This is a genomic window from Streptomyces sp. NPDC002403, assembly GCF_053593015.1.
The window spans coordinates 116709-129041 of sequence record NZ_JBSFBQ010000010.1; the positions used below are offsets into that span (position 1 = coordinate 116709).

The following is a 12333-nucleotide window of genomic DNA, read 5'->3' on the forward strand; positions in this document are numbered from 1 at the left end:
GCTTCCCGCTCCGTGCCGGTCGGCCTCTCAGCAGGAGAGGTTGCCGCCGCCGACGTCGGTGCCCAGGACGCCGACGTACTGCTTGTACAGGTTGATCCGGTCGTTGCGTTCGTCCGGGTTCTTGCCGTCGCACTCCAGGGCGCCGTTGATGCTGCGGATGGTCTCGCCGAAGCCCCTGCTGTTGACCATGGCGTCGTGCGGGGTCATCGACCCGGCGCCCGACTGCGTGTCCCAGAACCACAGCCCGGTCTTCCAGGCGACAGCCGGGTTCCTCTCCACCTGGTACGGGTCGTTCAGCAGGTCGATGTGCAGGGCGTCGCCCGCGGCCTTGTAGTTGAAGTTCCAGCTCAGCTGCAACGGCCCGCGCCCGTAGTACGCGGCCTGCCCGGCCGGGCAGCCGTAGGGCTGCGAAGCGTCGCAGTAGTGCGAGTAGTTGGCGGTGTTCTGCTCGACGACGTACTTCAGTCCGCCCGTTTCGTGGCTGACGTTGGCGAGGAAGGCCGCCGCCTCGCGCTTGCGGGTGCCGCCGTCGCCCGTGGCGGCGAACTGCGGGTAGGCGCTCAGGGCGTCGACCAGGCCGCTGTAGGTGTAGAAGGAATTCCGGCCCGGGAACATCTGGTTGAACTGGGCTTCGCTGACCACGAAGGAGTCGGCGGCGGCCGGTGCCGCCTGCCCGGCCACGGAGAGGGTGCCCAGAACAGCCGTTGAGGCCAGCATCGACAGGGTGCGGGAGAGCTTCATCGTTTTCCTCGGTTCGGCAGTCGGCGGACAAGTGCTTCAGATGTGAAGCAACGAAGTCATCGTGATCGCCGACTGCCTGAGGAAATGCCTGGAAGACCCGGAAGTCACCCACTCGGATCACGCACGATCACCAGGCTGACGAGAAAGGGGTCAACGCACCGGCATTCAGGCCGATGTGACGGGGCGCCGAGGGGGGCCGCCCGGCCCATGCCGCGTCCACCGGGGGTACTGCTCCGGTGGACGCGGCGGATTCGTACGGGGCGGATTCGTGCGGGCGGATTCGTGCGGGGCCGATTCGTGCGGGGGTGGTGGGGTCAGGGCTGGATGGGCATGGACCAGCAGTTGGAGGTGGCGGCCTTGCCGGAGAGGCGGTCGGTCAGCCAGGAGATGGCGTCGCCCTGGTCGGTGATGAGCGGGACGAGGTGGTTGGTGAGGATCTTGTCGCCGAGGTTCGGCAGCACGATGGCGTCGTAGGTGACGTCGGCGCCCTTGTTGCACCAGTCGACGGCGAGCTTGCGGGCCTGGGAGTGGGGCACGATGTCGTCCTGGACGCCGGTGGCCAGCCGCACGGGTCCGGCAGGCTTGAGCGTGCCGATGCGCTGCTTGTCCAGGGCCGCCTTCGCACGGGGGTCGGCGGCGATGATGTCGCCGAGGGACTTGCCGCTGATGGTCCACTTGCTGCTCCTGGTGAAGCCGTAGCCGAACAGTGCGTCGCCGACGCACATGGTCGACGCGTCCGCCAGGGCGGCCTTCCCGGTGGCGTTGATGTTCGCGTCGACAACCGCCCGCAGGTCGGGGTCGGCCTGGGCGAAGCCGCTGACCGACCAGGCCAGCGCGCCGGCGAGCGCGCTGCCGTCTATCCCCTTCATGACCGAGGTCAGGTCCGCCGGAGGCGCGCCGGAGTACGTTCCGGAGAGCGGGACGTCGGGCGCGTAGGAGGGCTGGAGTTCGGCGGCCGCCGCACTGGCACCGCCGCCCTGGCTGTATCCGTAGAGACCGGTTCTCGAAGCCGCGGTGACCGACGCGCCGGGTACGGCGCGGGCGGCGCGGGCCGCGTCCAGCAGGGCGTGCGCCTCGTCGACGCGGTTGACGTAGGTGTGCAGGCGGTCGGTGGTGCCGAGGCCGACGTAGTCGGTCACGACGACCGCGGCCCCGGTCGACAGGAGCCGGTAGATCGACAGGGCCTCGTAGCCCACGGACATCGTCTCGCCGTTGAGGGTGAGCGGGTTCTGCAGGGCGAAGGACGGCGCGCACTGGTCGCCCTGGCCCATGGTGCCCGAAGCCACCGCGACCAGGGGGCGCGGCCCGGTGCCCTTCCAGGTGGCCGAGGGCTCGATGTAGGCACCGGTCACGGCCACGGGCGCTCCGGCCGAGTCGGTGGACCTGTACATCAGGCGGGTCGCGGTGCCCGGCATCGGGCGGCCGTCCAGGCCGGGGATGCTCAGCCCGAGCGGCATGGCCTCGGTACGGATCAACGCCCCGTTGGCCGAGGGCAGTTCGGCGGGCGGGGTGTAGAAGGCGGGGATGGTCACCCCGCGGGAGACGACGGGTTCCGCCGTGGCGGCGGTGGCCGGTACGGCCGAGAGGCCGGCGCAGACGGTGCCGGCGACGACCACACCGGCCAGCAGGCGCAGGCCGGCCCCGGCGCCACGGCCGGTTGCCGGGGAGGGGGCGGGAGTGGGGGTGGAACGAGAACGGGTCTTCGTGCGGCTCATGGTGGGCTCCTCGTTCGTCGTTGGGGTGATCGATGTCGCCTGAGCTCGTCCGGTACGGCCGCGCACGCCAAGTGCCGGGAGAATCAGCACTGTTACTCGCAAGTCACTTACTGGAGCGTAAGTCTGCGTGTCAGTGAGTGACAAGACGTCGGCATGCGCCATTTCCGAATGGCTCGCTATGCTGCGGCAGCAGGAACGGAGAGCGGGGGCGAGGGTGGGCGATGCGCCATCCGCAGTACACAGGCAGGCAGTTCGGGCAGACGTCAGGCCGTCGCTCGCCGAGCGACGCAAGGCGGCTCTCCGCTTCGAGATCGCCGGTGAGGCCGTCCGACTGTTCGCCTCACAGGGCGTCACCGGCACGACGGGCGAGCAGATCGCCCAGGCCGTGGGCATCTCCTCCCGCACCCTGTGGCGCCATTTCCCCACCAAGGAGAGCTGCGTACTGCCGCTGCTCTCCGCAGGGCTTGAGTTCGCCATGGACCGACTGCGTCACTGGCCGGCGGACATCGGCCTGCTGGACTTCGTCACGCAATCCCTACGCGTCGGCGAGCTGCCCGCCGGGGCCCCGGCCATCCTCGACCTGATCCGCATGACCACCACCGACCCGGCACTGCGCGCCGTCTGGCTCCAGGCCCACGACGACGCGCTGCCCGTCCTCGGACAACTCCTCGCCCAGCGCTCCGGCGCCAGCGCCGACGACCTCCGGATCAAGGTGCACGCGGCGACCTTCAACGGCGCACTGCGCGCGGCATCGGAGGACTTCGCCCGCCGGTACGCGGAGGATCCCGAGGCGGCGGGGAGCGAAATCGCCACCTGCCTCATCGCTGCACTGCGCGCGGCTTCCGAGGGGCTGCCCTACTGACGCGCCGGTCCCCGCCGGACTGCCCCGCGGTCAGGACGCCTTGACGTCCTCGACGAACGGCGTCCAGGCCGACGCGGGGATGACGAGCACGGGTCCTTCGGGGCGCTTGGAGTCGCGGACGGGGACGAGGTCTCGGTGGCCGTCCGCGACTTCGAGGCAGTCGCCGCCCGAGGTGTTGCTGTGGCTGCTCTTGCGCCAGCGGGCGAACTCCTGGGCGACTTCAAGGCAGTCGCCGCCACTCCCGTTGCTGTAGCTGCTCTTGCGCCACGTAGCCAGGTGGAGATCAAGACCGATGCTGGCCATTCCGGTACTCCTCAGCCGCCTTCTCGATCAGGTCGAGGGACACCTCCGGCGGCAAGGCGGCGGCCCTCAGCCGATCGTATGCCTTGCGGTACTGCATCACGAGGGACGGATCATCGATGGTCTGGCCGTGGTACGGGCCCTCGGTGTAGAGCAGCGGCGCTTCGTCGTCGAAGTTCATGAAGAGCAGTGGCAGCTCGGTGAAGGGGCGGGTCGGGCCGTTCCACGGAAGGATCTGCGTAACGACGCGATTGCGCCGCGCGAGGGCGGCGATGTGCTCCAGTTGTTCCGCCATTTCCTCGGGTGAAACGATGGAGTGGCGCACCAGGGCCTCGTGCAGGACGACCCAGTACTCGGGCTTCCCGAGGTCGTCGAAGAGACGGGCTCGCTCCAATCGGGCGACGATCTTCGCCTCGATGTCCTCCGGTGCGTCCAGGGGGTGCGTAAAGCGAATGACGGCGTGTGCGTACGGCCTGGTCTGTAGCAGCCCGGGGATGAGAGTGCCGGACCACTGATCGATGGCTCGGGCTCGGGTCTCCGCTTCCACCACCGGGGCGAAGGAAGCGGCATGCGCACCACGCTTGGCCTTCCGTACGTCCCCGCACCGCCGACCGAAGAACCCGTCCGTCCCCAGCACCCGGTCCACGTGCCGGGCCAGTTCCTCGGGCATCCGGCGGTGGCCGTGTTCGATCTCGCTCAGGTACGTGATGCCGTAGAAGCTGCCGTCCACCAGCTTCTCCAGGGTCAGGCCCGCTTCCTCCCGCTTGAAGCGGAGTTCCTTGCCGTAGAACTGCGGTACCCCCGCCGAGCCGTCGATCTCCTTGCGTGTGGCCACTGTCGACCGCCTTTCGCGCTGTGCCTTGTGGAGCGAGAAGTCCTTTCACGGTAGAGGCCCGTGCGGCAGCCTGTGAGGCGTTCGTCACAGTCAGCAACGAAAGGTGGACTTCCCCCCATGGACGACACGTACGGCCTCACCGGCCACGACATCGGCCCGGACATCGACGAGCTCCGTGCCGCGCTCGCCGCGCACGACATCACCCTGCCTTCGCTCGGTGTCGAACCGCTGACCTTCGCCGCGCGGTGGACCCGGCCGCCGCTGGTCTCGCTCGGGAACTGCAATCTGGCGACCGCGCGCCGGATGGCCGAGGTGCTGCGTTCGGCGGCCGGGGGATGACTGTGCTGCCGTTCACGGTGGATCTGCTCGCCGTGCCGAAGGCCGTACCGGAGATGCGGCACACCCTGCGCGAGCGGTGCGGTGGTGCGGACTCCCCCGATCTGCTGCTCTGCGTCAGCGAGTTGCTGACCAATGTGATCGTGCATCTCGGCGAGGGGACGCCGGTCACGCTGCGGGTCAGCGCTACGCGTACCGGCAGGGTCCGGGTCGAACTGAGCGACCCCGAGCCGTGCGCCTGGCCCGCACTGCGCACCGCGTCCGGTGGCGACGAGTCGGGGCGGGGGCTGGCGCTCGTCGATGCGCTGGCGTTGCGATGGGGCGTCGAGCAGGGGCCGTACGGGAAGACCGTCTGGTGCGAACTGCGGGCTCCGGCCCCGGGCGGGTGCCCGGGGCCGGAGCCTGGTCCCGGTCGACTGGACGACCAAGTTCCGCATCGCCCTCTGCTGACGCGCACCGCTCCGGACTGAGCGGCGCCGAGAGGGTGGCGAAGGCGCCCGCGAGAAGGGCGGCCTTCGGCGTGGTCTAGCGCGGCGGCAGCGGCGGCCGCCGCCGGTCCGGGACGTCGTCGTACGTCGGCGGGACCGCCGCGGGCTGGGCGGCCAGCAGGTCCAGGGCCACCCGTACCGCGTCGTCCAGCACCGCGTACCGGCCCTCCGCCCAGTCGAGGGGGGTGCGCAGCGCCTCCAGGTCCGGTTCGACGCCGTGGTTCTCGACGGACCAGCCGTAGGTGTCGAACCAGGCCGCGTTCATCGGCACCGTGATCACCGTGCCGTCGCCGAGCCTGGTCCGGCCGGTCATGCCGACGACGCCGCCCCAGGTCCGCTGGCCCACGACCGGGCCGAGCTTCAGCAGGCGGAAGGCGGCGGTGATCATGTCGCCGTCGGAGGAGGTCGCCTCGTCGGCCAGGGCGACCACCGGGCCGCGCGGGGCGTTGGAGGCGTACGACACCGGCTGGGCGTTGCGGGTCAGGTCCCAGCCGAGGATGGTGCGGGTCAGTTTCTCCACCACCAGCTCGCTGATGTGGCCGCCCGCGTTGCCGCGCACGTCGACGATGAGGGCCGGCCGGGACACCTCCATGCGCAGGTCCCGGTTGAACTGGGCCCAGCCCGATCCGCCCATGTCGGGGATGTGCAGGTAGCCGCACTTGCCGCCGCTCAACTCCCGTACGACCTCGCGGCGTTTGGCGACCCAGTCCTGGTAGCGCAGCGGCCTCTCGTCGACCAGGGGGACGACGGCGACGCGGCGGGGGAGGCTCCCGCCCCCGGCCGGGCGGAAGGTCAGCTCGACGGTGGTGCCGCCCGCCGCGGTGAGCAGGGGGTACGGGCCGGCGACCGGGTCGACCGGGCGTCCGTCCACATGGGTGAGGACCGCGCCCTCCCGGATGCCCGTACCGGCCAGCGGGGAGCGGGCCTTGGAGTCGGAGGAGTCGCCGGGCAGGATGCGCCGGACCGTCCAGTCGCCGTCCCGGCACACCAGGTTCGCGCCGAGCAGGCCGATCGCCCGCTGGTAGTGCGGGGGGCCCTCGTTGCGGCGGGCCGGGGTCACATAGGCGTGCGAGGTGCCCAGTTCGCCGAGGACCTCGCGCATCAGGTCGGCGAACTCGTCGGGGGAGGCGACCCGTTCGACCAGCGGGCGGTACTGGTCGAGCACGGCCGTCCAGTCGATGCCGCACATGTCCGGGTCCCAGAAGTAGGAGCGGATGATGCGGCCGCCCTCCTCGTACGCCTGCCGCCACTCCGCCGCCGGGTCGACCTCGTGCAGGATGCGGCGCAGGTCGAGGTAGACCGTCGAGTCGCTGTCGCCGACCTCGGTGGCGGGGACGGCGCGCAGCTCGCCCTCGTCCATGACGACCAGCCGGCTCGCGTCGCCGCTGACCGCGAACCAGTCGAGGTGGCCGACCAGTTCGGTCTTCCTGGCCTTGACGATGTTGAAGTGTTCGAGGGTGGGGCGGCCCGACATGTCCGACGGGTTGGCGAAGGTCTCGCCGAGCGCGCCGGAGATCGGCCAGCGCAGCCAGACCAGCCCGCCGCCGCTCACCGGGTGCAGCGCCGAGTACTTGGAGGCGGAGACCGGGAAGGGCGTCACCCGGTTCTCCAGGCCCTCGAACTCGACGGTGACCGTCGAGGGCCCCTCGCCCGTACCCGCGTCGGGGATGTCGTCGGCCGGGTCGAGCCCGCCCGCCGCCGGGCGCCCCTCAGGGGACAGGGCGAACGGGGAGGGCGTGGCGGACGAGAGCGGCACCAGGTACGGGCGGCAGCCCAGCGGGAAGGAGAGGTCGCCGGTGTGGACGTCGTACACCGGGTCGAAGCCGCGCCAGGAGAGGAAGGCGAGATAGCGCCCGTCACCCGTGAAGACGGGGTTCTCGTCCTCGAAGCGGCCGTTGGTGACATCGACGATCACGGGCGCGCCCGTACCCATGATGCGGGCCAGCTTGATCTGGCGCAGCGAGCGGCCGATGCCGGGGTGCGACCAGGTCAGCCAGGCCCCGTCGGGGGAGAACGCCAGGTCGCGGACCGGGCCGTTGATGGAGCGGATCAGCTCGGTGGGTTCGCCGGTGGAGGTCTCCTCGTCGGTGTCCAGGAGCAGCAGCCGCCCGTCGTCGGTCGCGATGGCGAGGCGCTCGCCGTCGGGGTCGGCGATCAGCTCGTGGACCCGGCCGAGCCGTCCGGAGGCCAGCCGGCGCGGTGCGCGGTCGCCGCTGGCGCGCGGCAGGTAGGCGATCTCGATCGCGTCCTCGCCGTCGGCGTCCGTCACGTAGGCGACCTGGCCGCCGCTGCCGAGCATCTCGGGCAGCCGGACCCGGACCCCGGGGGTGTCGGCGATGGTGCGGGCGGGGCCGTCGCGGTGGGTGAGCCAGTACAGGCTGCCGCGTACGGTGACGGCGCTGGCCCGGCCCGTCTCGTCCACGGAGAGCGAGTCGATGTTGCTGGCGGCCGGGACCTGGTGGACGCGCCGTCCGGTGCGCGGCCCGCCGAGCCGGACCTCCAGCTTCCGGGGCACCGCGTCCGGCGAGGCCAGGTCGTCGACCAGCCACAGGTCGCCCGCGCACTGGTAGACGATCCGGTGCCCGTCGCTGGAGGCGTGCCGGGCGTAGAAGGCGTCGTGGTCGGTGTGGCGGCGCAGATCGGTGCCGTCGGGCCGGCAGGAGTAGAGATTTCCGACGCCCTCGTGGTCGGAGAGGAACGCGATCCGGCCGCCCACGAACATCGGTGAGGCGAGATGGCCGCCGATGTCCGGCAGCAGCCGCTTGCCGTGCAGCCAGAGCCGGCCGGTCGCGCCGCCCCGGTACCGCTTCCAGGCGGCCGGTTCGTGCGGGGGCGTGCCGGTGAGGAGCAGGGTGCGCCGTTCGCCGTCGATGTCGGCGACCGCGATGTCGGAGACCGGGCCCCAGGGCAGCTTGCCGCCGGGGCTGCCGTCGGTGGGGACGCTGTAGGCCCAGGAGATGTGCGAGAACGGCTGGCTGTGCGAGGACACGGCGAGGATGTGGGCGGCGTCCGGTGGGTCGGGGGTCCAGCCGCAGACCCGGGTGTCCGTCGAGCCCCAGTAGGTGAGCCGGCGGGCCGGGCCGCCGTCGACCGGTGCGAGATGGATCTCGGGATCGAGCGTGCGCCAGCTCGTGTACGCGATCCGGCTGCCGTCGGGGGAGAAGCGCGGGTGGCTGACCCGGGTCCGGTCGATGGTCAGCCGCCAGGCGCGACCGGGCCGCTCCCCCTCGGGCGCGAGGGGGGCGACCCAGAGGTCGTCCTCGGCCGCGAAGCAGAGCAGGTCGTCGTGGAGGTGCGGGAAACGGAGATACGCGACGTCGTCACTCACCCTTCAATGCTTTCCGTGCGGAAGGGCCCCGGCAACTCGTGGTGCGGGAGCGGCTGTGGTGCGGAACACAAGCGAAACGATTCCGTTTCGCTGGGTGGGCGGGGTACCGTCGATGTGTACGAAACAGTTTCGTTCGATTGACTGGCGTACGAGCAGTAGAAGTACGAGTACCCGAACAGGAGGTCGAGACATGGCACGCACCCGGCTCACGCCCGAGCGCGAGAGCGAGCTGTTCGCAGCCGTGCTCGACCTGCTCCGCGAAGTCGGTTACGACGCCCTGACCATGGACGCCGTCGCCGCTCGCACCCGTTCCAGCAAGGCCACCCTCTACCGCCAGTGGGGGAGCAAGCCCGAGCTGGTCGTCACGGCCCTGCGGCACAACAAGCCGATGAACCTCGGTGAGATCGACACCGGGTCGCTGCGTGGCGACTTCCACGCCGCACTGAGCCGCAGCGACGACTGCCAGATGGAGAAGAACTCCGCGCTGATGCGGGGTCTGGCCCATGCCGTCCACGACAATCCCGATCTGCTCCAGGCCCTGCGCGAGCTGCTGATCGAGCCGGAGATGACCGGCCTCGACACGCTGGTGCGCCGAGCCGTGGACCGGGGCGAACTGCGTCCGGACAACCCGGCGCTGAAATATGTATCGCACATGCTGGTCGGTGCCTTCACTGCTCGGCAGCTGGTCGATGACCGCGCCGTCGACCAGGCGTTCCTCACCGATTACGTCGACTCCGTGATTCTCCCCGCTCTCGGAGTCTGACCCCCCGGACCGCCCCGCGCGGTCCGTCCCCATCGCACGGCCCCCTCCCCAAGCCCCACCTGACACGCCGCTCTCGTCGTCGGGCCGGTTCCTCACGCCCTTTTCCACCCACGACCTGACCCGGGAGTACCTCTCCGTGGCCACATTCCTCTACAAACTCGGACGGCTGTCCTTCCGGCGCCGCGGCTATGTCGCCCTGATCTGGGTGGCACTGCTGGCGCTCGCCGGATTCGGCGCGGCCTCCGCGTCCACCGCCACCTCCAGCTCCTTCTCGATCCCGGGCACGGAGGCGCAGCGCGCCTTCGACCTGCTGGAACAGCGCTTCCCCGGAGGCAGCGCCGACGGTGCGAGCGCCCGGGTCGTCTTCAAGGCCCCCGGCAACGAGAAGATGACCGACCCGGCGAACAGGGCCGAGGTCCGCAAGCTCGTCGGCGAGCTGAAGTCCGGCTCCGACCAGATCGCCTCGGTCACCGACCCGTACACGGCCGATGCCGTCAGCAAGAACGGCTCCACCGCGTACGTCTCGGTCTCCTACAAGGTCAACTCGATGGAGCTGACCGACGCGACCCGGGACGCCCTGGAGGACGCGGGCCACGCGGCGCAGAAGAGCGGGATGACCGTGGAGATCGGCGGTGACGCGCTCCAGGCGATGCCGGAGACCGGAGCCACCGAGATCATCGGTGTCGCCATCGCCGCGGTGGTGCTGGTCATCACCTTCGGCTCGCTGATCGCCGCCGGGCTGCCGCTGCTCACCGCCCTGATCGGGGTCGGCATCGGCGTCTCGACGATCACCGCGCTGGCGAACGTACTGGATCTGGGCTCCACCACCTCCACCCTCGCGATGATGATCGGCCTCGCGGTCGGCATCGACTACGCGCTGTTCATCGTCTCCCGCTACCGGGCCGAGCTGGCCGAGGGCCGGGAGCGCGAGGAGGCGGCCGGACGGGCCGTCGGCACGGCGGGCTCCGCGGTCGTCTTCGCCGGTCTCACCGTTGTCATCGCGCTGGTCGGGCTCGCCGTCGTGAACATCCCGATGCTGTCGAAGATGGGCTTCGCCGCGGCCGGCACGGTCGCGATCGCCGTCCTCATCGCGCTCACCCTGGTCCCGGCGATGATGGGCTTCGCCGGGAAGCGGGTCATGGGACGCAAGGCCCGCAAGGCCGCCGCGGCCCCGGGCGGCGCCGAGGGCCCGGCCCGTGCCGAGGACAAGCCGAACATGGGCACCCGCTGGGCGCGGTTCGTGCTGCGCAAGCCGGTGTGGGTGCTGCTGGTCGGCGTCATCGGCCTCGGCACGATCGCCGTCCCGGCCGCCTCCCTGGAGATGGGTCTGCCCGACGACGGCTCCCAGCCCACCAGCACCACCCAGCGGCGCGCCTACGACCTGCTCTCCGAGGGCTTCGGCCCCGGCTTCAACGGGCCGCTGATGGTCGTCGTCGACACCGCGAACAGCTCCGACGGCAAGACCGCCGCCCAGCGGGTCTCCGACGAGATCTCCGGCATGAAGGGCGTCGTCGCCGTCACCCCGGCCCAGTTCAACAAGGCCGGCGACACCGCGATGATCACCGTCGTCCCCAAGGACCGGCCGAGCTCCGTCGACACGGAGAACGTGGTCCACTCGATCCGTGACGCGGGCAAGGACATCAAGTCCGACACCGGCGCCGAGGTCCTGGTCACCGGCTCCACCGCGATGAACATCGACTTCTCGCAGAAGATGAACGACGCGCTGCTGCCGTACCTGGCGCTCGTGGTCGGACTCGCCTTCCTGCTGCTGATGGTGGTCTTCCGGTCGGTGCTGGTGCCGCTGAAGGCGGCCCTGGGCTTCCTGCTCTCGGTCGTCGCGGCCCTGGGCGCGGTCGTCGCGGTCTTCCAGTGGGGCTGGCTCGGCTCGCTCTTCGGGGTGGAGCAGACCGGTCCGATCATGTCGATGATGCCGATCTTCATGGTGGGCGTGGTCTTCGGCCTCGCGATGGACTACGAGGTCTTCCTGGTGACCCGGATGCGCGAGGCGTACGTCCACGGCGAGAAGCCCGGCCAGGCGATCGTCACCGGCTTCCGGCACGGCGCCCGGGTCGTCACGGCCGCGGCCGTGATCATGATGGCGGTCTTCTCCGGCTTCATCGGCTCCAGCGAGCAGATGATCAAGATGATCGGCTTCTCGCTCGCCATCGCCGTCTTCTTCGACGCGTTCGTGGTCCGGATGGCGATCGTGCCCGCGGTGCTGGCCCTGCTCGGCCACCGCGCCTGGTCGCTGCCGCGCTGGCTGGACCGGATCCTGCCGAACGTGGACGTGGAGGGCGAGGGGCTGCGCGGGCAGCTCGACGAGACGCCCCGCGGCGACGCCGGGGACGAGCGCGAGCTGACCCGGGTCTGAGCCGCGGGGCCCAGGGCCCGTCGGAGCCGTGGAAGGGCCTCCGGGGCCGCGCCTGAGCGGAGCGCGGCCCCGGACGCGCCGGTTACCTGTGGGGACGGGGGACCGGGGCACATGAGGAAGCCCCCGTGCGAGCGGGGGCTTCTGTCGTGCGGCGGGGACGGGCGCGTCACGCGGGGCCGGCCGAATGGGCCGGTCGAGTGGGGCCGGTCACGCGGGAGTCGCGTCGGGCGCGGGTCTGGCGCCCCCGTCCGTGTGCGTGCGGTGCAGGAAGCGGATCAGCGGCGCGCTGTCGAACTGCACCACCTCCACGCCCTCCTTCGAATGGACCTCCACGACCAGCTGCGTCCGTCCGCAGGGCCAGACGCGGACGCCGCCGCGCTCGGTGGGGGCGCGCAGCCCGCCCTCCAGCAGATCGCGGCCGAACGCCCACTCGTCGCCGCCGGGGAAGGCGACGTGGACGGTCCGCGGGTCCTTGTCCGCGTCGTACAGCAGGTCGACCGGGACGGCCGGGAGGTCGGGGGTGTCGTTGACGAGCCAGGCATCCGCCTGTTCATGGATCACGGGGGGCATGGAAACGACTCCTCCTGTGTGTGC

Annotated in this window: 11 protein-coding genes; 5 read left to right on the top strand and 6 right to left on the bottom strand. The window is 70.9% G+C overall.

The features are described 5' to 3' along the window. Window positions 1-27: 27 nt before the first annotated feature. Entirely contained in the window at window positions 28-741 is a 714-nt protein-coding gene (locus tag ACWCPY_RS14665) for a chitinase (RefSeq protein WP_451264814.1), read from the bottom strand. Window positions 742-1055: 314 nt separating this feature from the next. Beyond that, entirely contained in the window at window positions 1056-2456 is a 1401-nt protein-coding gene (locus ACWCPY_RS14670; RefSeq protein WP_451264816.1) for a lipase family protein, read from the bottom strand. 214 nt (window positions 2457-2670) lie between these two features. Between ACWCPY_RS14670 and ACWCPY_RS14675 the strand changes: the two genes are divergently transcribed. Then, window positions 2671-3318 carry a TetR family transcriptional regulator gene (locus ACWCPY_RS14675; RefSeq protein WP_451264818.1) on the top strand — a complete coding sequence of 216 codons (648 nt, stop codon included), beginning with the start codon at window positions 2671-2673 and terminating at the stop codon, window positions 3316-3318. A 30-nt stretch (window positions 3319-3348) separates the two neighbouring features. On the opposite strand, the gene ACWCPY_RS14680 is transcribed toward ACWCPY_RS14675, so the two are convergent. Both ACWCPY_RS14680 and ACWCPY_RS14685 read right to left on the bottom strand, forming a co-directional pair. Next, complete coding sequence (locus ACWCPY_RS14680; protein ID WP_451264820.1) at window positions 3349-3621, bottom strand: DUF397 domain-containing protein; 273 nt, start codon at window positions 3619-3621, stop codon at window positions 3349-3351. Further along, window positions 3602-4453, bottom strand: a complete 852-nt coding sequence (locus tag ACWCPY_RS14685) for a helix-turn-helix domain-containing protein (RefSeq protein WP_451264822.1) — start codon at window positions 4451-4453, stop codon at window positions 3602-3604. The genes ACWCPY_RS14680 and ACWCPY_RS14685 overlap by 20 nt, the downstream gene beginning before the upstream one ends. Window positions 4454-4570: 117 nt before the next feature. Between ACWCPY_RS14685 and ACWCPY_RS14690 the strand changes: the two genes are divergently transcribed. Then, window positions 4571-4792: a hypothetical protein gene (locus ACWCPY_RS14690; RefSeq protein WP_451264824.1), complete on the top strand. Its 222-nt coding sequence runs from the start codon at window positions 4571-4573 to the stop codon at window positions 4790-4792. Next, entirely contained in the window at window positions 4789-5259 is a 471-nt protein-coding gene (locus ACWCPY_RS14695; protein ID WP_451264825.1) for an ATP-binding protein, read from the top strand. Before ACWCPY_RS14690 ends, ACWCPY_RS14695 begins: the two co-directional genes overlap by 4 nt. Before the next feature lie 55 nt (window positions 5260-5314). Here ACWCPY_RS14695 and ACWCPY_RS14700 read toward each other — a convergent pair whose 3' ends face one another. Continuing rightward, on the bottom strand, window positions 5315-8605 hold the full coding sequence (locus tag ACWCPY_RS14700; protein ID WP_451264827.1) for a S41 family peptidase: 3291 nt from the start codon (window positions 8603-8605) through the stop codon (window positions 5315-5317). 190 nt (window positions 8606-8795) lie between these two features. On the opposite strand from ACWCPY_RS14700, the gene ACWCPY_RS14705 reads away from it, so the two are divergent. Continuing rightward, complete coding sequence (locus ACWCPY_RS14705; protein WP_451264829.1) at window positions 8796-9368, top strand: TetR/AcrR family transcriptional regulator; 573 nt, start codon at window positions 8796-8798, stop codon at window positions 9366-9368. Window positions 9369-9504: 136 nt separating this feature from the next. After that, window positions 9505-11739 carry an MMPL family transporter gene (locus tag ACWCPY_RS14710; protein ID WP_451264831.1) on the top strand — a complete coding sequence of 745 codons (2235 nt, stop codon included), beginning with the start codon at window positions 9505-9507 and terminating at the stop codon, window positions 11737-11739. Between the two features lie 207 nt (window positions 11740-11946). Here the strand turns inward: ACWCPY_RS14710 and ACWCPY_RS14715 are convergent, their stop codons facing one another. Next, the gene (locus ACWCPY_RS14715) at window positions 11947-12309 is read right to left on the bottom strand and encodes an SsgA family sporulation/cell division regulator (protein ID WP_451264833.1); all 363 of its coding nucleotides are present in this window, start codon (window positions 12307-12309) and stop codon (window positions 11947-11949) included. Between the last annotated feature and the right edge of the window lie 24 nt (window positions 12310-12333).